The sequence below is a fragment of the Rhodococcoides kyotonense genome, from assembly GCF_900188125.1.
GTDB lineage: Bacteria > Actinomycetota > Actinomycetes > Mycobacteriales > Mycobacteriaceae > Rhodococcoides > Rhodococcoides kyotonense.
Genome location: NZ_FZOW01000004.1, coordinates 83,343 through 100,560, shown reverse-complemented (window position 1 = coordinate 100,560; position 17,218 = coordinate 83,343). Strand labels below are relative to the sequence as shown.

Below are 17,218 nucleotides of genomic sequence, written 5' to 3'. Positions count from 1 at the left end.
GTGCTCATGCGGCGCTCAGTCCACGTACGACGGGGACGGTGGTCCGGGCGAGGCTCCCATGACCGTGAGCCAGCGCGAATACAGGCGGTTCCAGGTGCCGTCGGCGCGGATGCGTTCCAACGTGCCGTTGACTTCTCTGACCAAGTCCTCGCTCTCCTTCTTGATCCCTACGCCGTACGATTCCGGGCTCAGACTGGCGCCGACGAGTTCGAGATAGGGATCCTGCGCGGCGAGACCGGCGAGAATGGTGTCGTCGGTGCTGATGGCGTCGACCTGTCGTTGTTGTAGTACGACAAGGCAATCCGACCACATCGCAGCCGTCACGATCTGCGCTGTCGGCACGATGCGTTCGAGGCGTCGAAGCGACGTCGTGCCGTCGACCGCGCACACGCGCCGGTTCGCGAGATCGGCGACGCCGTTGATCCCGGAGTTCCGCACCGCGAGCACTCGATGCTGCGCCTGGAAGTAGACGGTCGAGAACGACACCTGCTCCTTGCGTGCACACGTGATGGTCATCGTCTTCACGACGACGTCGACGCTCGAATCCTGCAGTGCCTCGATACGTTCGGCGGAGGTGAGGATGCGGAAGTCGATGCGGTCGGGGTCACCGAACAGGTCGCGGGCGATCTCGTGTGCGATGTCGACGTCGAAGCCGACGAGTTTGCCGTCCATCGGTTCGAGGAACGAGAAGAGGTTGCTCCCGGTGTCGAGTCCGACGATGAGCCGGCCGCGTTCGCGGATGGCGTCGACGGTCGGAGTCGGTGGGGCAGGGACGAGTCCGGCAGGGGTCGGCCGCAAGCTGGCGGTGGGCCTGGTGCACTGCGCATCGGGTGCTGCCGGGTCCGGCGACGTACTTGCCGGTCCTGCGCCGTCGGGGAACGGCTGCTCGGAGTAGTCGACGTCGGGGACCGTCGGGATCGCAGGCTGCGTCGTACAGCCCACCGTCAGCAGTGCGACCAGAAGGAGAACCGCAAGAGCCACAGTACGTTTCACAGGTACTCCCGAAGTCTCGGTGCGATGCCTGCCCCGACGGCTGCGGCAGCGACGATCGTCAACGTCACTGCGCCGGAAGTCAATCCGCCCAATGCGGCTTTGGCTCGAAGGACGTTGCCGCGCAGCTCGATTCGAGCCTGCTCGATGCCGTCGACCAGTTTGCCGTCCAATGCGCGGAACTGGGCCGACGAATCGAGGACGCCGCTGCCCGTCGTGATGGTCACCGCCGAGTTGAAATCTCCCGTGCGCAAGGCGTCGGCGATTCTTCCGTGCGAGGCCTTCCACGCTGCCAACGTCTCGGTGATGTCCGGGTCGTCGGCGAACAAGGTCGTCAATTTGTCTGTGTTGGAGGTGAATTCGGCGTCGTATCCGCGGGTGCTGCCGCGTCGCACGAGGTCGAGAGTCTCGTCGGCGCGTGCTTGTTGGGCGAGGATGAAACCGGACGTGAGATTCTCGAGCGGGTCGACGCCTCGCTCGAGGGCGCGGTCGGTGGCCGTCGACGAGATCAGTCCGCCCACGAGCATCCAGCCGAGGAAGATGGCCATCGTCGCGGTGGCGCCGAGGAATCCCCAGTTGAACGTGCGATTGGTGCGCTTGGACAGGAAGATCTGCGCGAGTACGAGCAAGGCCAGGCACGCCACGATCAACGCGATCGCGAACAGCGGTGGACGCGTGAACCGCTCCTGATCGGCCGCGACACGCGCGGACTGGTCGGTGTACAGGCGCTCGGCGCGGGGGAGCAGCACCGTCTGCATCTGGTTCGACGCCTCACCGAGGTACGCAGCGCCGACGGGATTTCCGACGCGATTGTTGGTGCGTGCAGTTTCGACGAGCCCGGTGTACACGGGCAAACCGGCAGCAATTTCCATCAAGACCATGCGCGCGTCGTCGTCGGTGTCGCCGAGACCGTTGGATGCCCGGACGATCTCGGCACCCGCGTCGCCGATCGCTTGCGTGTACCGGTCGCGCGTCTCCTGCGGCTCGAGACCCCCGGCGAGGAACGCAGTGGACGCGGCCGCGTCGGCGACGGACAAGGCGCCGTAGAGATTCTGAGCCGAATTGGCCAGCGGCTCGGTGCGAACGAGCAGCGTGTCGAGTGTCTCGGCGCGATCGGCGACCGCCACGGACGTCACGACTCCGGACGCAACGAACGACACGACGAGAAGGACCCCGAAGGCGATCATGCGCACGGGAGTCGACCGCACCAACCGCTGCAGATCGCGACGCGAATCGCTGTCCGCGGTGGATGCTGCAGTCGTAGGAGGTACGGCAGCAGAGGGTGTAGTGCCGACCACAGTCACATGCCCGAGCATATAAGTAGCAGCACGCCCGTGTACTCGGACGGTGAACACACCCCACGTCGGTTCACCTAAGGTGTGTCGTATGCGCGGCGACGGCGACGGGTGGGTTGTAGGCGAGAACGGCACGCGGCACTGGGGAAAGCACGGCGCCGCAGGTCTGCTGTTGCGCGCGCCCTCGGCCGACGGCACCCCGACGGTGCTGCTCCAACACCGCGCTCCGTGGTCGCATCAAGGCGGAACGTGGGCCCTGCCGGGCGGGGCGCGGGACAGTCACGAGACCACCGTCCACGCCGCGGTGCGCGAGGCCGAGGAAGAAGCGGGCATCACGGCCGAGCACGTGCACGTGCGCGGCGAGAAAGTCACCGCACGAGCCGACAGTGAATGGACCTACACGACCGTCGTCGCCGACACTCCGAGTCAGCTCGCGACGACGCCCAACGGTGAAAGCACCGAGCTGCGTTGGGTTCCCGAGCACGTGGTGGACCAGTTGCCGCTGCATCCGGGCTTCGAGATCAGTTGGCCGACCCTGCGCACCATGCCGCTGCGCATCCTGCTCGACACCGCCAACGTGCTCGGCTCACGCCCCAACGGCTGGTGGCGTGATCGCAGCGGCGCTACGGGTGAGCTGCTGACGTCGCTCGCCGACGCGGTGCCGCGCACCGTCGAACTCCCCGGCGGAGACTTCGGCTGGCTGACGCACATCGACGCGGTTCTCGAGGGCGAGGCGCGTCGAGCAACGTTCGACGACGCACGCATCCCGGTCATTCACGCGCCCGGCAGCGGCGACGACGAACTCGCCCGACGCGCTGCCGCAGCGGACAGCCTGACCGCGCTCGTCACCGCCGACCGCGGACTGCAACAGCGACTGCCGACGTCCGTTCAGGTGCTGGCGCCGTCGACGGTGTTGTCGTGGCTGGAGTCAGCCTCGTAGCTTCTGCGACAGTTCCCGAGCCGCGGCCTGCGGATCGCGTGCCTGCGTGATGGCCCGCACGACGACGATCCGCTCGCACCCGGCCGCCAACACCTCGTCGACGTTGGTCGCGTCGACGCCACCGATGGCGAACCACGGCCGCGTCGGCGCCGATTCCGCGGTACTGCGGACCAGTTCGAGTCCAGCTGCGCTGCGATTGGGCTTCGTCGGCGTCGCCCAGACCGGACCCGTCGCGAAGTAGTCGACGCCGTCCTCGATCGCGGCGAGACTCGCCTGGTTGCGATTCTGCGTCGACCGGCCGATGAGCACGTCGTCGCCGAGAATCTGGCGTGCGTAATGCACCGGCAGGTCGCCCTGACCGAGATGCAGTACGTCGGCGCCCGACGCCAGCGCGAGGTCCGCGCGGTCGTTCACGGCCAGCAGCGCGCCGTGGCGTTTGGTCGCCGCCGACAGAATCGCCAACGCAGCCAGTTCGTCCTTCGCCTCGAGCGGGCCGAACTCGCGCTCACCGGCGGAGTTCTTGTCGCGAAGCTGGATGATGTCGACGCCACCGGACAACGCAGCCTCGGCGAACTGGGCTAGATCGCCCTTCTCACGCCTGGCGTCGGTGCACAGGTACAGGCGAGCCGACGCCAAACGCTCGCGCGCCGTCTCGTTCTGGGGACTCGAAGTGGGATGCACACAGCAAACGGTAGTCTGTCGGGAGTCGATACATACACGGGAGTCCTGGGGTTCGCAGGGCTGAGAGTGGACACGCCCGTCCTTACCGTCAATACCTGAACCGGATCATGCCGGCGCAGGGAGTGAGGTGGAAAGAGAATGTCCAAGTCCCTGGCCGTCGTCGGTGGCGGTGTCATCGGGTTGTCGGTGGCCGCACGCGCGGCGCGTGACGGCTGGTCGGTCCACCTGTACGACCCGTCCGTCGGATCAGGAGCCTCCTGGGTGGCAGGTGGCATGCTCGCGCCCTTGTCGGAGGGATGGCCCGGCGAACACGACCTGCTCGAGCTGGGTGCACAGTCGCTGGCACGGTGGCCGGAGTTCGCGCGATCGCTTCCCGACGACGTGTTCTCGTCGAGCGGATCGCTCACCGTCGCACTCGACGCCGCCGATGCCGCCGACCTGCGCACCATCGCCGAATTCGTCGGGGCGCAGGGGCATGAGCTCTCCGTGCTGGGGCGTGCCGAGATCCGAGAACTCGAACCCTCGCTCGCGCAGAACATCCGCCTCGGGCTCCTCGCGCCCACCGAATTCGCCGTCGACAATCGGTTGCTCGTCGCGGCGCTGCAGAAAGCGGCCGCGGGGGTCGAGTTCGTCGCCGAGGCCGTCACCGATCTCGACGCGCTGGATGCCGACCAGGTCGTCGTCGCCGCGGGTTCGCACACGGCAGCACTGTTGCCCGGCATGCCCGTCCGTTCGGTGAAAGGCGAGATTCTGCGGCTGCGGCGCAGGTCGAGCGCGATTCCGGCGCCTACACGCACCATTCGCGGCAGCGTCCACGGTCGTCCGATCTACCTCGTTCCACGCGGCGACGGCCTGGTCGTCGGCGCGACGCAGTACGAGTCCGGTGACGACACGCAGGTCACCGTCGCCGGGGTGCGTGATCTCATCGCCGACGCCGAACGCCTCATGCCCAGCATCGGCGAATACGAGCTGTACGAGACCGCCGCCGGACTGCGTCCCATGAGTCCCGACGGGCTGCCCGTGATCGGCAGGATCTCCGACCGCGTCATCGTCGCGTCGGGCCACGGGCGCAACGGAATCCTGTTGACACCCATCACCGCAGACGCCGTCGCCGCACTACTCGCCGGCGACGAACTCCCCGAGACGAAGGCTGCAGACCCAGCCCGATTCGAGATAGGTAGGACACCATGATCACCGTGAACGGGCAGGACCACGTTCTCGACGACGACGTCACCATGCGTCAGCTGCTCGACCAGCTGTCCATGCCGGAGAAGGGCATCGCCGTCGCGGTCGACGGCGTCGTGCTCCCGAAGAGTCGGTGGGACGTCACGACCGTCGAAAAGGGTTGTACCGTCGAGATTCTCACGGCGGTGCAGGGTGGTTAAGGGTCGTTCCGCAGGCTCCACTCCCGGCGTGGCTGAGGTACTCGAGATTGCCGACAAGGCCTTCGATTCGCGGCTCATCATGGGCACCGGCGGGGCCGCCAATCTGACGGTTCTGGAGGACGCGCTCGTCGCATCCGGCACCGAATTGACCACTGTCGCGATGCGACGCGTCGACGCCGCCGGTGGCACCGGAGTGCTCGACCTGCTTCGGAAGCTGAACATCGCGCCGCTGCCGAACACCGCAGGGTGCCGCGGAGCAGCGGAAGCAGTGCTGACGGCCCAGCTCGGCCGCGAAGCGCTCGACACCGACTGGGTCAAGCTCGAAGTCATCGCCGACGAGCGAACCCTGCTGCCCGACGCCATCGAATTGGTCAAGGCCGCAGAACAATTGGTCGACGACGGATTCCACGTGCTTCCGTACACGACCGACGATCCGGTGCTGGCCCGCAGGCTGGAAGACATCGGATGCGTCGCCGTCATGCCGCTCGGTGCGCCGATCGGAACTGGTCTCGGCATCTCGAACCCGCACAACATCGAGATGATCGTCGAGGCCGCAGGGGTGCCCGTCATTCTCGACGCCGGCATCGGAACAGCGAGCGATGCTGCACTTGCGATGGAATTGGGTTGCGATGCAGTGCTTCTCGCGACCGCAGTCACACGTGCGAAAGATCCGGCTTTGATGGCGTCGGCGATGCGGCACGCCGTCGCGGCTGGGTTCGAGGCCCGCCGGGCGGGGCGGATTCCGAAGCGGTTCTGGGCGCAGGCCAGCTCGCCCTCGTAGGGGCCTTCGGCCCATGTGCACGAAAGTACATAGTGGGTTATGTATTTTCGTGCACGTGGGCGAAGCCCCTCCATCATCCGAAAGGATGACTCGAGTCGCGACTCGAGGCCGATGTACAGGTATGCCCGGGTGAGGGACAGTTGGTTACATGATCGAAGTAACGGGACTGACCAAGCAGTACGGTGCCACCAAAGCGGTCGAGGATCTGACCTTCACGGTGAAGCCGGGCATCGTGACCGGCTTTCTCGGCCCCAACGGGGCAGGCAAGTCGACGACCATGCGGATGATCCTCGGATTGGACCGCCCTACCAGCGGCACCGCCCTCATCGAGGGTAAGCCGTACAACCAGCTCAAGCAGCCACTGCGTACCGTCGGAGCACTTCTCGACGCCAAGTGGGTGCACCCCAACCGGTCGGCGCGCGCTCACCTCAAGTGGATGGCCGCGTCGAACGGCATCCCGAAATCGCGGGTCGACGAGGTCCTGCGCCTCGTCGGACTCAGCGACGTCGCCAAGAAGAACGCGGGCGGTTTCTCGCTCGGTATGTCGCAGCGTCTCGGCCTCGCAGGCGCGTTGCTCGGTGACCCGAAGGTGCTCCTGTTCGACGAGCCGGTCAACGGCCTCGACCCCGAGGGCATCGTCTGGATCCGTAAGTTCATGCAGCGCCTCGCCGCCGAGGGTCGTACGGTCCTCGTCTCCAGTCACCTGCTGTCCGAAATGGCGCAGACGGCAGAGCATCTCGTCGTCATCGGTCGAGGCAAGCTCGTGTCCGACACGTCCGTCCAGGACTTCATCGATCATGCATCCGAGGCGTCGGTGCGCGTGCGAAGCCCTCAGCTCGACGCCCTCCGCAGCGCATTGACCTCCGCGGGATTGACGGTCCGCGAGCCCGCCGGGGCGGACGAACTGCAGCCGGGTCTGGTCGTCGTCGACTCGACGACGGACGCGATCGGCGACATCGCCGGCCGCAACGGCATCGTTCTGCACGAATTGTCCTCGCAGCGAGGATCTTTGGAAGAAGCGTTCATGAAGCTCACGGGCCAGGACGTTCAGTACCACGGTGAAGGCACCGAAACAATGGGAGGTGCACTCTGATGGGTGTCTTGGCAGCAGAACGTATCAAGATCACATCGACGAAGTCGCCGTGGTGGTGCACGATCGCAGTCATCGTGTTCGGCATCGGACTCGCGGCCGTCGTCGGTATCACCTCCAAGATCGGCCTGACGTCGTATCAAGACCAAGTGGCGCAGGGTAATACGCCGGACTACGAGCCGTACCTGCCGTCCGTCTACGACTCGGTGGGCAGTGGCGTCGGCGGCTTCGGCGTCATGGTTCTGATGATTCTCGCGGCGCTGACGGTCACGAGCGAATACCGCTTCGGCGTCATCAGGACGACGTTCCAGGCGATCCCCAACCGCAGCTCCGTGTTGGTCGCGAAGGCCGCGCTGATCGGCGTGTTCGCCTTCGTGCTCAGCTTCGTCCTCGGTCTCGTCGCGTTCTACACGACCAAGACCTTCGCCGGAGCCGACGCAGGAACACTGCTCAGCTTCGACGTCGACGGCACGTGGCGTGTCATCTACGGAACCGCGATTCTCGCCTTCTTCCAGGTCGTCATCGCGGTCGGCGTCGGCGCGTTGCTCAGGCAGTCCGCAGGCGCCATCGCGTTGCTGCTGCTGTGGCCCTTGGTCATCGAGTCGCTGTTCGGTCTGTTCGGATCGGTCGGCCGCGCTATCCAGCCGTTCCTTCCGTGGCTCAACGCCAGTCACTTCCTCGGCTCCGACGGCGGAGTCGACTTCCACTGGGGACCGATCGGCAGCCTGATCTACTTCATCGTGTTCACCGCGATCGTGTTCGGAGCGGCGCTCTTCGTCACCAATCGCAGGGACGCATAGCGTCACAGCCGCTAGGGTGCTGGATCTCCGGCTGCCGATTGTGGGTGCGAATCATCCGGCCATTCGGCTTGATCCCCGCTAGGGTGCTTGCATGCGACGGATGACACTGGTGGCAAGTCTCGCAGTCGGCACGCTCGTTCTGGCCGGTTGTTCGACCTCCTCGGGGGACGAACAACCGGCCAGTTCTGCACCCACTCCCGTTGCGACGGCGGACGGACCCGGCCTCGCCGACGCCGTCACCGAGGACGCGGTGGTAGGGCATCTCGAGCAACTCGAACGAATCGCGATCGACAACAACGGAAATCGCGCCGCAGGCACACCGGGATACGACGCCAGCGTCGATTACGTCGTCGACGAGTTGGAATCCGCAGGATTCGACGTCGAGACGCCGGAGTTCGAATTCGACCAATTCGAGGCGACCACACAGACTCTCGCGGCAGGGGAGCAGCAACTCGACGTCAGTGCACTGACGTACTCGCCGTCGACGCCGGACGGTGGCGTCACCGCGCGCGTCGTCGCCGCGCCCAAGGACGACTCTCCCGGTTGTGAGGCAACGGATTACGACGGCCTCGACGCGTCGGGCGCGATCGTCGTCGTCGACCGCGGCGTGTGCCCGTTCGGCCAGAAGCAAACGGTCGCAGCAGATCTGGGTGCCGCAGCCGTCGTCGTCGTCAACAACGAGCCCGGCCCGCTCGACGGCGGAACACTCGGTGGATCCGACATCGCCCGCATCCCGACCGCAGGCGTGAGTCTCGAGGACGGGCCGGCCGTGGCGTCGGCGCCGGAGTTGACGTTGACGCTCGACACCGAGACGACAACGACCAAGAGCCGCAACGTGATCGCGCAGACCAAGACCGGTGACACCGCGAACGTCGTCGTCGCGGGCGCGCATCTGGACAGCGTTCCCGAAGGCCCCGGCATCAACGACAACGGAACCGGAACCGCAGCTGTTCTCGAGACGGCACTGAAGATGGGCAGCGAACCCGACGTCACCAACGCCGTGCGCTTCACGTTCTGGGGCGCCGAGGAGCTCGGCCTCGTCGGTTCCGCAAAGTACGTCGAGGGACTCAGCGACGAGGACAAGAACGACATCGCGCTGTACCTGAACTTCGACATGATCGGCTCGCACAACGCCGGCTACCTCGCCTACGACGGTGATGACTCGGACAAGGTCGGAGCACCCGCAGGTCCCGCCGGATCCGACGCCATCGAGCGCGTCTTCCTTCAGCGTCTGCAGCAGGAAGGCATCGCGGCCGACGGTACCGATTTCGACGGCCGCTCCGACTACGGCCCGTTCATCGAGGTCGGCATCCCGGCGGGCGGCGTCTTCAGCGGTGCCGACGAGGACAAGACACCGGAACAGGCCGCCAAGTGGGGTGGAACGGCCGACGAAGCGTTCGACCAGAACTACCACACCGCCGAGGACACCCTGGCGAACGTGGACCGAGCAGCACTCGCCGAGAACGCGTCGGCCGTGGCCTACGGCATCGGAACGTACGCCCAATCCGTCGAAGGTCCGGACGGCGTGCCCGTCGGCGCAGCCCGCACGGAGGCTCGTTCGGGGGAGTGAATGAGTGTGACCGTCGGTTACGCTCGAGTTCGTGCCCTCGTACTGGACGTCGACGATCGACTGGGTCCGTGCGGTCGATCGCAGGCCGGCGATAGTCGAAGCGGTACGTAGAGTCCGGCAGATACTTCCCGGCGACCCGTCGTTCGGAGATCCCCTCTCGATGGCAGGTCCGGGATCGGCACTCGCCGTCGCACGCGTCGCCGATCGGTTTCGAGGCGACGAGCCGGGAGCCTCACGCGAGCTCGGTCTCGGCGCACTGCAGCTGTGGCAGGCACTGCTCGAGCGAGCCGGCCGAGGACGTGGCGAGCGCGACGTCACCATCGTGTTCACCGACCTCGTCGGGTTCTCGTCGTGGTCGCTCGTCGCCGGTGACGCGGACACGCTGACCTTGCTGCGGCAGGTGTCGAAAGCCGTCGAACCTGCCGTCGACATGCACGGCGGAAGGGTCGTCAAACGACTGGGCGACGGCTTGATGGCCGTCTTCCATCGCCCGGACAAGGCGCTGCATGCGGTGGCCGCGGCCCGCAGCGCGCTGACCGACGTCGACATCGACGGCTACACACCGACCATGCGCGTCGGGATACACACCGGCAATCCACGGCAGATCGGCTCGGACTGGCTCGGCGTCGACGTCACCGTGGCCGCACGCGTCATGGAAACCGGAGGCAACGGGAACCTGATGATCTCGCAGCGGTCACTCGAGCGCATGCCGCCGGGAACGCTCGAACACCTCGGTCTGACCGCCCGGCCCTACCGTCGTGGATTTTTCGCGCCGAAGCTCAACGGTGTGCCCGAGGACCTACGAATCCTGCGACTCGTGCAGACGCCAGAGCGGTGACACCGGGCCGTGGCCTGCACCGAGGTCGTACGACGCAGCCAGGCAGCGCGTGACCCATTCCTTGCCGAAGGCGACGGCGTCGGGCACCGAGTAGCCGTTGGCCAGTGCGCTCGCGATCGCCGCGGCGAGGGTGTCGCCGCCGCCGTGATCGTTGCCGGTGTCGATACGCGGGCTCGTGAACTCGACGAACTCGCTGCCGTCGAACAGGATGTCGGTGCTCTGCTCCGACGTCCGCAGGTGCCCGCCCTTGACCAGCGAATATCTCGCCCCGAGCGCATGCAGCGCCTCGGCCGCACGACGGGCCGACGCATCGTCGACCACGTCGATTCCGGTGATCAGCCGGACCTCGTCGAGATTGGGCGTCACGAGAGTCGCGATGGGGAAGAGGGTGTGCCGGACGGCGTCGAGCGCTTCCTCGTGCAGCAGGGGATCGCCGTGCATCGACGCGCAGACCGGGTCGACGACGAGCGGGATCGAGCCGTCGTTGCCGATTCCCACCTCGATGCACGTCGCGGTGACCGCTTCGATGATCGCCGACGACGCCAGCATGCCCGTCTTGGCTGCGCCGATTCCGATGTCGCCGACGACGGTGCGAATCTGATCGGCCACGACGGTCGGAGGGATCTCGTGGAATCCGCTGACGCCGACGGTGTTCTGCACCGTGACCGCGGCGACGGCGACGCATGCATGTACTCCGCACATCGCCATCGTGCGGCTGTCGGCTTGAATCCCGGCCCCTCCACCGGAGTCCGTGCCTGCGATCGTCAGCGCGCGGACAGGAGTCGATCCGTTGGGGGTCAGCGGTAGGAACTTCACGGAAGTGAACAGTACCTTCGGGGGTTCGGGCGCTCGCGACAGATGCATGGTCGAGCATGAATGTTGTTGCATCACAACGTCGATGACGACGGGCTATGACGCTTACCAGTCTCACCGTTGCAATTGCGTTGCGGACCTACGGCACCGAAGGTTTGTTGCGACAAACGGGTGACAAGCACCTTGGTTCACTGTTTAATAGTGGTGTAGGTCACATATTGGTCACGGTAAACAGTCCTCGGTAAGGAGGTGACTCGTGCTTGCCAGTAGTCCCAGTGCCGATGTTTCCATCAACAGGGATCAGAATCGCTTCGAGCTCAGGCTCAACGGCGACCTGGTCGGAATCGTCGGCTTCTACGAGTTCGAAGGTCAGCCCAAACGCGGCTCGCGCGCGCACGTCGTGTCGTTCATGCACACGGTCGTCACCGAAGATTTCGGCCATCAGGGCCTCGCGGCGATCCTCGTACGGCGGTCTCTCGACAGCGCCCGGTCGTACGGCTGGAAGGTGAAGCCGGTCTGTACCTACGTGCAGCGATTCATCGCAGCCAATCCCGACTATGCCGACGTCGTAGTTCCTGTCGACAAGTAACGGTTGAGACTCGTCGTTGCGTCGAATCGCTACGAAAGAGTCGACGGGTCGTCGAACGGCTGGTCTCATAGTGACATGGATCACATCGACTTCACGTCTCGAGCGGCCGTCACCGCTGCGGTGCGCATCGAGGACAACTGCGCCCACAATCGCTTCGACCTGTTTCTCGGCGACGAGTTGGTCGGCATCCTCGGCTACCGCGACGCGGACGACGGTGCGATCGCATTCATGCACACGGTCATCAAGGAAGAGTTCGGCGACCGTGGCTGGGCGGGCGTCCTCGTCCGCGGGGCGCTGAACACCGCGCGGGACCGTGAGTGGCGGATCGTGCCGATCTGCACGTACGTCCGGCGCTACCTCGCCCGAAACCCCGAGTTCCTCGATCTCGTTGCTGAGTGAGTCGTGGGTGCGGGCCGGTTTCCGGAGCGAGGGTGACATTCGGTCACTCTGAGTGAGTCAGGGGCGCATTCGGTCCGGACTTGCGGCGAGAGCACTGCTCTTGATTCCACGGCCGCTGGAGTGAATACTGCTTCCATGTGAGAGCGCCGCTCTCCGTGTGGAAGGGGCGCTCATGTTCGTCGTCACAGGAATCCTGTTCGCGCTCTATCCGATACTCCGCCCGTACTCGACAGAGACCGGCCCGGCGGGAGCCGAGGCGTTCGCGTCGCCGCTGTGGGTCGCCGCCCACGTGTGCGCGATGATCGGGTTTCTGACGCTGGTGCTGGCCGTCCGACAGCTGGCCGACTCGATGACACCCGTCCTGCTGATCGGCGTCGGACTGGTTCTGCCGTACTACGGCGCCGAGACGTTCGCGCTGCACGAACTCGGCCGCGAGGCCCAGGACACCGGGAGTTACGCGCTGATCGACCTCGCCGAACCCATCAGGTACGGCCCGACTCAGACGGTGATGTTCGGCGCCGGGCTGATCTTGATCGCGGTTGCGACGGTCCTGGTCGCGCGCAGGATCGGCGGTTGGCAGGTGTACGTCTTCGCAGCAGGATTCGCATTGTTCCTGCCGCAGTTCTTCCTGCCGCCGTGGTTGCGCGTCGCACACGGGCTGTTGATCCTGGCCGGGTGCTTACTCGTCGCACCGTCGGCTCGAGAGCCCGCCCGTCAGGAAATATCGACGACGACGGGTGCGTGATCGCTCGCGCCCTTGCCCTTGCGCTCCTCGCGGTCGATGGACGCGCCGGTGACGCGGGCGGCGAGAGCCGGTGACGCCAACGCCATGTCGATGCGCAGACCCTGCTTCTTCGGGAACCGCAGCTGCGTGTAATCCCAGTACGTGAACGTCTTCGGCTCGGGTGTGAACTGACGGGTGACCTCGGTGAAGCCTGCTTCGGTGAACGAGTCGAACGCGTCCCGCTCCGGCTGCGACGTGTGGGTCTTGCCCTCGAACAGGGCCGGATCCCAGACGTCGTCGTCGGTCGGTGCGATGTTCCAGTCGCCGACGAGCGCGATCTGGGCCTCCGGGTCGGCGGTGACCCAGGCCTGGGCGTCGGCGCGCAGTTTCGCCAGCCACTCCAGCTTGTAGGTGTAGTGGGGATCGGCGAGTTCGCGGCCGTTGGGGACGTAGAGGCTCCACACGCGGACGCCACCACACGTCGCTCCGATCGCACGCGCCTCGCGGACCGCCTCGACCTCGGGGTCCTTGCTGAAGCCGGGCTGATCCTCGAAGCCGATCTGCACGTCGTCGAGGCCGATGCGCGAGAGAATCGCGACGCCGTTCCACTGACTCAGGCCGACGTGCGCGACCTCGTAGCCGATGTCCGTGAACCGCTCGTACGGGAACTGCGCGTCCTTGCACTTGGTTTCCTGCATCGCCAGCACATCGATGTCGGACCGGCCGAGCCAGTCGACGATCCGATCCTGACGAGAGCGGACGGAGTTCACGTTCCAGGTAGCCAATCGCACGACCGTCACCCTAGGCGCTCAGCGCACGTGCACGAAAATACACAGCGGGTTATGTATTTTCGTGCACATGCGGAGCCGCATACCGGTAGCGATGATGCTCCAGAAACCCGAGACCCTCGTACATCGCGATCGCGTTCGAGTTCTCCGCCGACACCTGCAGGTACGCGTGCGTCGCCCCCTGATTCCGGCCCCACGCGACGAGCTCTCCGCAGATCCGCGTGCCGAGCCCGTTGCGTCGGTGCGCTTCGGCGACTTCGATGGCCGTCAAGCCCACCCAGCGCCTGCCGTCGGGAGCGTTCGTCACCGCGGCACGTCCGATCGCCAGCATCGCGCTGGCCGCCGAGCCGATGCGACCGAAACCGACGACGCCATCGCGGATCGACGAGATGACGTCGAGCGCGCCGGTGGGCAGGGGTCGGCCGCGATACCGGTACAACCCGAGCCAGTCGTCGTCGGGGGTGTCGGAGATCAGCGACACCGATTCCTCCGGCAACTGCACGCGGGAGATGTCCGCGGCCATGACGAGCGTCTCGTCGCGTGTCGTCCACCCCTCGGGTACCGAGCCGAGACGGTCGGGGAGCAGCAGCGTGGGAGGTAGCAGTCGAGCATGGAACCATCGGGAAATTCGGTCGACCGACGCCACCGACGCGCCCGGCTCGATCGGAGTCGCCGAGTTCGCGCGGCCGGTGAATCCATGTCCGGCGCGCAGCAGCCACCCGTCTACCCACTCTTGTTCGACGCCCGGCCACCCGTCGGCGGCAGCGCGTTCGAGCCCGCGAATCTCCGACGTCCGGATCGGGCGGGGCCCCAAGGCCTTCAGCGCGACGACGCGTTCCGGAGACACCCGTACGACGCGGCCGTCCCGCGCCCGCACCGCGACGACGGTCTCGCCGTGCTCGATCAGCTCGCCGACCACGTCCGTCATCGGATGACTGTGGCCGGGCGGCAGGCGGTAGCGAAGCGTGACGCGGGCCCCCAGCGAAACGGACAACAGATCAATCCTCGTGACCGAAAGGATCCTCGACGGTTCCCGGCACCCACGACAGCCCGGGCTTGCCCCACCCCGCGCGTTTGATGGCCTTCTTCGCCGCCCGGGCGTTGCGGCCGATCAGCACGTCGACGTACAGGAAGCCGTCCAGGTGCCCGACCTCGTGCTGCAGCATGCGCGCGAAGAATCCGGTGCCCTCGATGTCGACGGGCTCGCCGTTCGCATCGGTGCCCGTGACGCGTGCCCAGTCGGCGCGACCCGTCGGGTACTGCTCGCCGGGGACGGACAGGCACCCCTCGTCGTCGTCCTCGGGGTCGGGCATCGTCTCGGGAATGGCCGACGTCTCCAGGACGGGGTTGACGACCTCGCCCTTGCGGCGGATCATCTTTCCGTCCGGGCCCTGGTCGGGGCAGTCGTAGATGAACAGTCGCAGCGGTAGGCCGACCTGGTTCGCAGCGAGTCCGACACCGTTTGCGGCGTCGAGCGTCTCGTACATGTCCGCGAAGAGTTCGGCAAGTTCGGCGGGGGTCTTGGTGACCTGTTCGGTAGGGGTGTGCAGCACCGGGTCGCCGACGATCCGGATGGGGAGAATTGCCATGGTTGCCAAGAATAGTGGCGAGCGAGCTGTGACCGTGCACGCGGTGAATGCAGAGCGACTCGCCGCGAGTATCGCTACCTCACGGTCGTCCGTGCTCATCGTGGTTGAATAACAGCTGAGAAACACACGCGTGTAATTCGCGTCGACTGCCCCGCTGGGAACGTCGACGCGGGCCGAGGGGGCCGGCACGAATGATCAGAACATGACTCCGTTGATGCGGGTCCGAGAAGTCGAGGAGTGAGATGGACGGCGCTGCAGCGCGTGACTCGAACCAGTCTCCGAAGTCGGACGAAGCCCAGAACCCCAACGAGGTCGGCGACGACGGCCTGACTCGTCGCGAGCACGACATTCTGTCCTTCGAGCGTCAGTGGTGGAAGTACGCCGGCGCGAAGGAAGAGGCCATCAAGGAACTGTTCTCGATGTCCGCCACCCGGTACTACCAGGTCCTGAACGCGCTCGTGGATCGCCCCGAGTCTCTCGCTGCGGATCCGATGTTGGTCAAGCGACTTCGTCGTCTGCGTGCGAGCAGGCAGAAGGCCCGCGCGGCTCGCAGGCTGGGCTTCGAGGTCTGACGTGCGTAAGCGCACGAACCCGATCAACTACTGTCTTCCAGTGTGAGCAGTCCTAACCCGGAATCGTCCGGTCCTCCGCTCCGCGCTCTGGCAATGGTGTTGATCTCGCTGGCGATCCTGTTCGCGGCAATCGGTGCACTGTCTTTGACCGGTTCGGACGACAGCGAAGACACAGCCGCCTCCGATACCACCAGCGAGCAGACGGAAGCCCCGGCGACGTCCGCGGTCGCGCCTGCACCGACTGCCGAGCCCGAGTCCGGGTCCTCGGCTGCAACGACGACGGCTGCGACCACGTCGGTCGATCCCGCCGACGTCGAAGTGCGCGTCCTCAACAACAGCGACGTGTCCGGTCTCGCCGCCGACACCGCGGCGACCCTGACCTCCGACGGCTGGACCATTGCGGAAACCGGCAACTATGCCGCATCCCAGATCCCGTCGACGACGGTCTACTACGGCACCGGCCAGGGCGAGCAGGCTGCGGCTCAGCAGATCGCGCAACAGCTCGGCGCGACGGCACAGGCTCGCCCGTCCACGTTGTCCGGTTTCGGCACCGGCGTCATCGTCATGGTGACCCAGTAGTTGCAGTACTCGCTGTCGAACCCCTGTGGGCCGGTAGTACTACCGGGCATAGTTAAGATCGACGCAATCGTCCAGCCGGCCCCACGAAGGAGCTTCTTCCATGGCACCGACAAGTACAGCCCGATCGAAGATGCGCTCCTGGCGTTTCGCGACTCCGGTCGTCGCTGTTGCAGCATTCGGCCTGGCTGCCTGCAGCGCACCCGAGACGCCGTCCGACGTCCCGGGCACGACGCCCCCGGTCTGGACCGGACACGAGGACCCGAGCGGACACGGCGTCGCCGCCGACAACCCTGAGAGCACGGTCGAAGCCGAGTTCGAGAACGCGTCGGGCACCAGCGTCGGCACGGTCTCGTTCGTCGAAGAAGGTGACCACCTGGTCGTCACCGTCGAGGCAGAGGGTCTGACGCCCGGCTTCCACGGCCTCCACATCCACTCCGTCGGCCAGTGCGAGCCGAACTCCACGGCCCCGACGGGCGGCGAGCCCGGCAGCTTCCTGTCCGCCGGTGGCCACCTGCAGATCGACGGCCGCACCGAACACCCGGCGAGCGGCGATTTGACGTCGCTGCAGGTCGGTGAGGACGGCACGGGCACGCTCGTGACGACGACCGACGCCGTCACCCTCGACGATCTGCGTGCCGACGGCGGTCGCGCGGTCATCATCCACGAAGGTGCCGACAACTTCGCGAACATCCCGACCCGCTACACGCTGCCCGACGGCGCAGCAGTCCCCGACGCGAACACGCTCGCAACCGGCGACGCCGGTGGCCGCGTCGCTTGCGCTGTTCTGGAATAGGA

At 66.1% G+C, this 17,218-nt stretch carries 21 protein-coding genes and 1 riboswitch; of the genes, 14 read left to right on the top strand and 7 right to left on the bottom strand.

From position 1 onward, the window contains the following. Window positions 1-15: 15 nt before the first annotated feature. Together CHB96_RS08215 and CHB96_RS08210 are read right to left on the bottom strand one after the other, a co-directional pair. The gene (locus CHB96_RS08215) at window positions 16-993 is read right to left on the bottom strand and encodes a transporter substrate-binding domain-containing protein (protein ID WP_089244952.1); all 978 of its coding nucleotides are present in this window, start codon (window positions 991-993) and stop codon (window positions 16-18) included. After that, entirely contained in the window at window positions 990-2,294 is a 1,305-nt protein-coding gene (locus tag CHB96_RS08210) for a GlnX family signal transduction membrane protein (protein WP_089245442.1), read from the bottom strand. Before CHB96_RS08210 ends, CHB96_RS08215 begins: the two co-directional genes overlap by 4 nt. A gap of 82 nt (window positions 2,295-2,376) precedes the next feature. On the opposite strand from CHB96_RS08210, the gene CHB96_RS08205 reads away from it, so the two are divergent. Further along, window positions 2,377-3,225: an NUDIX domain-containing protein gene (locus CHB96_RS08205; protein ID WP_089244950.1), complete on the top strand. Its 849-nt coding sequence runs from the start codon at window positions 2,377-2,379 to the stop codon at window positions 3,223-3,225. Here CHB96_RS08205 and thiE read toward each other — a convergent pair. Next, window positions 3,214-3,906, bottom strand: coding sequence for a thiamine phosphate synthase (gene thiE, locus CHB96_RS08200; protein WP_089244948.1), 693 nt, complete (start codon window positions 3,904-3,906; stop codon window positions 3,214-3,216). The genes CHB96_RS08205 and thiE overlap by 12 nt on opposite strands. Window positions 3,907-3,932: 26 nt before the next feature. Further along, window positions 3,933-4,045, top strand: a riboswitch (TPP riboswitch). On the opposite strand from thiE, the gene thiO reads away from it, so the two are divergent. The 7 genes from thiO to CHB96_RS08165 all read left to right on the top strand — a co-directional run bounded on the left by thiO (window position 4,045) and on the right by CHB96_RS08165 (window position 10,370). Beyond that, the gene (thiO, locus tag CHB96_RS08195) at window positions 4,045-5,097 is read left to right on the top strand and encodes a glycine oxidase ThiO (protein WP_089244946.1); all 1,053 of its coding nucleotides are present in this window, start codon (window positions 4,045-4,047) and stop codon (window positions 5,095-5,097) included. It overlaps the preceding riboswitch by 1 nt. Continuing rightward, a complete protein-coding gene (gene thiS, locus CHB96_RS08190; protein ID WP_089244944.1) occupies window positions 5,094-5,291 on the top strand; it encodes a sulfur carrier protein ThiS in 198 nt (65 codons plus the stop codon). The genes thiO and thiS overlap by 4 nt, the downstream gene beginning before the upstream one ends. Before the next feature lie 28 nt (window positions 5,292-5,319). Beyond that, entirely contained in the window at window positions 5,320-6,072 is a 753-nt protein-coding gene (locus tag CHB96_RS08185) for a thiazole synthase (RefSeq protein WP_089244942.1), read from the top strand. 148 nt (window positions 6,073-6,220) lie between these two features. After that, entirely contained in the window at window positions 6,221-7,165 is a 945-nt protein-coding gene (locus CHB96_RS08180) for an ABC transporter ATP-binding protein (RefSeq protein WP_089244940.1), read from the top strand. Then, window positions 7,165-7,962, top strand: coding sequence for an ABC transporter permease (locus CHB96_RS08175; protein ID WP_089244938.1), 798 nt, complete (start codon window positions 7,165-7,167; stop codon window positions 7,960-7,962). Before CHB96_RS08180 ends, CHB96_RS08175 begins: the two co-directional genes overlap by 1 nt. A gap of 91 nt (window positions 7,963-8,053) precedes the next feature. Next, the gene (locus CHB96_RS08170) at window positions 8,054-9,532 is read left to right on the top strand and encodes a M28 family peptidase (RefSeq protein ID WP_089244936.1); all 1,479 of its coding nucleotides are present in this window, start codon (window positions 8,054-8,056) and stop codon (window positions 9,530-9,532) included. A gap of 31 nt (window positions 9,533-9,563) precedes the next feature. After that, on the top strand, window positions 9,564-10,370 hold the full coding sequence (locus CHB96_RS08165; protein WP_089244934.1) for an adenylate/guanylate cyclase domain-containing protein: 807 nt from the start codon (window positions 9,564-9,566) through the stop codon (window positions 10,368-10,370). On the opposite strand, the gene thiD is transcribed toward CHB96_RS08165, so the two are convergent. Then, the gene (gene thiD / locus CHB96_RS08160; protein WP_089245440.1) at window positions 10,332-11,186 is read right to left on the bottom strand and encodes a bifunctional hydroxymethylpyrimidine kinase/phosphomethylpyrimidine kinase; all 855 of its coding nucleotides are present in this window, start codon (window positions 11,184-11,186) and stop codon (window positions 10,332-10,334) included. The two genes, CHB96_RS08165 and thiD, sit on opposite strands and share 39 nt — an antisense overlap. Window positions 11,187-11,439: 253 nt before the next feature. Here thiD and CHB96_RS08155 point away from each other — a divergent pair, with 253 nt between their 5' ends. The 3 genes from CHB96_RS08155 (at window position 11,440) to CHB96_RS08145 (ending at window position 12,916) form a co-directional block, all read left to right on the top strand. Next, window positions 11,440-11,772, top strand: a complete 333-nt coding sequence (locus CHB96_RS08155; protein WP_089244932.1) for a GNAT family N-acetyltransferase — start codon at window positions 11,440-11,442, stop codon at window positions 11,770-11,772. A 75-nt stretch (window positions 11,773-11,847) separates the two neighbouring features. Next, window positions 11,848-12,171, top strand: a complete 324-nt coding sequence (locus CHB96_RS08150) for a GNAT family N-acetyltransferase (RefSeq protein ID WP_089244930.1) — start codon at window positions 11,848-11,850, stop codon at window positions 12,169-12,171. A 172-nt stretch (window positions 12,172-12,343) separates the two neighbouring features. Next, window positions 12,344-12,916 carry a hypothetical protein gene (locus tag CHB96_RS08145; RefSeq protein WP_089244928.1) on the top strand — a complete coding sequence of 191 codons (573 nt, stop codon included), beginning with the start codon at window positions 12,344-12,346 and terminating at the stop codon, window positions 12,914-12,916. Here the strand turns inward: CHB96_RS08145 and CHB96_RS08140 are convergent. Genes CHB96_RS08140 through CHB96_RS08130 form a run of 3 tightly spaced genes read right to left on the bottom strand, consistent with a single transcriptional unit; the run spans window position 12,886 to window position 15,272 of the window. After that, window positions 12,886-13,686, bottom strand: coding sequence for an exodeoxyribonuclease III (locus CHB96_RS08140; RefSeq protein WP_089245437.1), 801 nt, complete (start codon window positions 13,684-13,686; stop codon window positions 12,886-12,888). The two genes, CHB96_RS08145 and CHB96_RS08140, sit on opposite strands and share 31 nt — an antisense overlap. 49 nt (window positions 13,687-13,735) lie before the next feature. Further along, window positions 13,736-14,665: an N-acetylglutamate synthase, CG3035 family gene (locus tag CHB96_RS08135; protein WP_089245435.1), complete on the bottom strand. Its 930-nt coding sequence runs from the start codon at window positions 14,663-14,665 to the stop codon at window positions 13,736-13,738. A gap of 16 nt (window positions 14,666-14,681) precedes the next feature. Next, window positions 14,682-15,272 carry a peptide deformylase gene (locus CHB96_RS08130; RefSeq protein WP_089245433.1) on the bottom strand — a complete coding sequence of 197 codons (591 nt, stop codon included), beginning with the start codon at window positions 15,270-15,272 and terminating at the stop codon, window positions 14,682-14,684. Between the two features lie 242 nt (window positions 15,273-15,514). On the opposite strand from CHB96_RS08130, the gene napA reads away from it, so the two are divergent. The 3 genes from napA (at window position 15,515) to sodC (ending at window position 17,216) form a co-directional block, all read left to right on the top strand. Beyond that, window positions 15,515-15,844 carry a nucleoid-associated protein NapA gene (gene napA, locus CHB96_RS08125; protein ID WP_089244926.1) on the top strand — a complete coding sequence of 110 codons (330 nt, stop codon included), beginning with the start codon at window positions 15,515-15,517 and terminating at the stop codon, window positions 15,842-15,844. A gap of 42 nt (window positions 15,845-15,886) precedes the next feature. Then, on the top strand, window positions 15,887-16,423 hold the full coding sequence (locus tag CHB96_RS08120; RefSeq protein ID WP_176444201.1) for a LytR C-terminal domain-containing protein: 537 nt from the start codon (window positions 15,887-15,889) through the stop codon (window positions 16,421-16,423). A 100-nt stretch (window positions 16,424-16,523) separates the two neighbouring features. Then, window positions 16,524-17,216: a superoxide dismutase[Cu-Zn] gene (sodC, locus tag CHB96_RS08115; protein ID WP_089244922.1), complete on the top strand. Its 693-nt coding sequence runs from the start codon at window positions 16,524-16,526 to the stop codon at window positions 17,214-17,216. Window positions 17,217-17,218: the final 2 nt, after the last annotated feature.

What these genes read in the sequence shown, in the direction of transcription:
- napA (WP_089244926.1), top strand. Translation starts at nt 15,515, where the DNA reads ATGGACGGCGCTGCAGCGCGTGACTCGAACCAGTCTCCGAAGTCGGAC.
- CHB96_RS08130 (WP_089245433.1), bottom strand. Translation starts at nt 15,272, where the DNA reads ATGGCAATTCTCCCCATCCGGATCGTCGGCGACCCGGTGCTGCACACC.
- CHB96_RS08145 (WP_089244928.1), top strand. Translation starts at nt 12,344, where the DNA reads ATGTTCGTCGTCACAGGAATCCTGTTCGCGCTCTATCCGATACTCCGC.
- sodC (WP_089244922.1), top strand. Translation starts at nt 16,524, where the DNA reads ATGGCACCGACAAGTACAGCCCGATCGAAGATGCGCTCCTGGCGTTTC.
- CHB96_RS08150 (WP_089244930.1), top strand. Translation starts at nt 11,848, where the DNA reads ATGGATCACATCGACTTCACGTCTCGAGCGGCCGTCACCGCTGCGGTG.
- CHB96_RS08170 (WP_089244936.1), top strand. Translation starts at nt 8,054, where the DNA reads ATGCGACGGATGACACTGGTGGCAAGTCTCGCAGTCGGCACGCTCGTT.
- CHB96_RS08205 (WP_089244950.1), top strand. Translation starts at nt 2,377, where the DNA reads ATGCGCGGCGACGGCGACGGGTGGGTTGTAGGCGAGAACGGCACGCGG.
- thiS (WP_089244944.1), top strand. Translation starts at nt 5,094, where the DNA reads ATGATCACCGTGAACGGGCAGGACCACGTTCTCGACGACGACGTCACC.
- CHB96_RS08175 (WP_089244938.1), top strand. Translation starts at nt 7,165, where the DNA reads ATGGGTGTCTTGGCAGCAGAACGTATCAAGATCACATCGACGAAGTCG.
- thiO (WP_089244946.1), top strand. Translation starts at nt 4,045, where the DNA reads ATGTCCAAGTCCCTGGCCGTCGTCGGTGGCGGTGTCATCGGGTTGTCG.
- CHB96_RS08180 (WP_089244940.1), top strand. Translation starts at nt 6,221, where the DNA reads ATGATCGAAGTAACGGGACTGACCAAGCAGTACGGTGCCACCAAAGCG.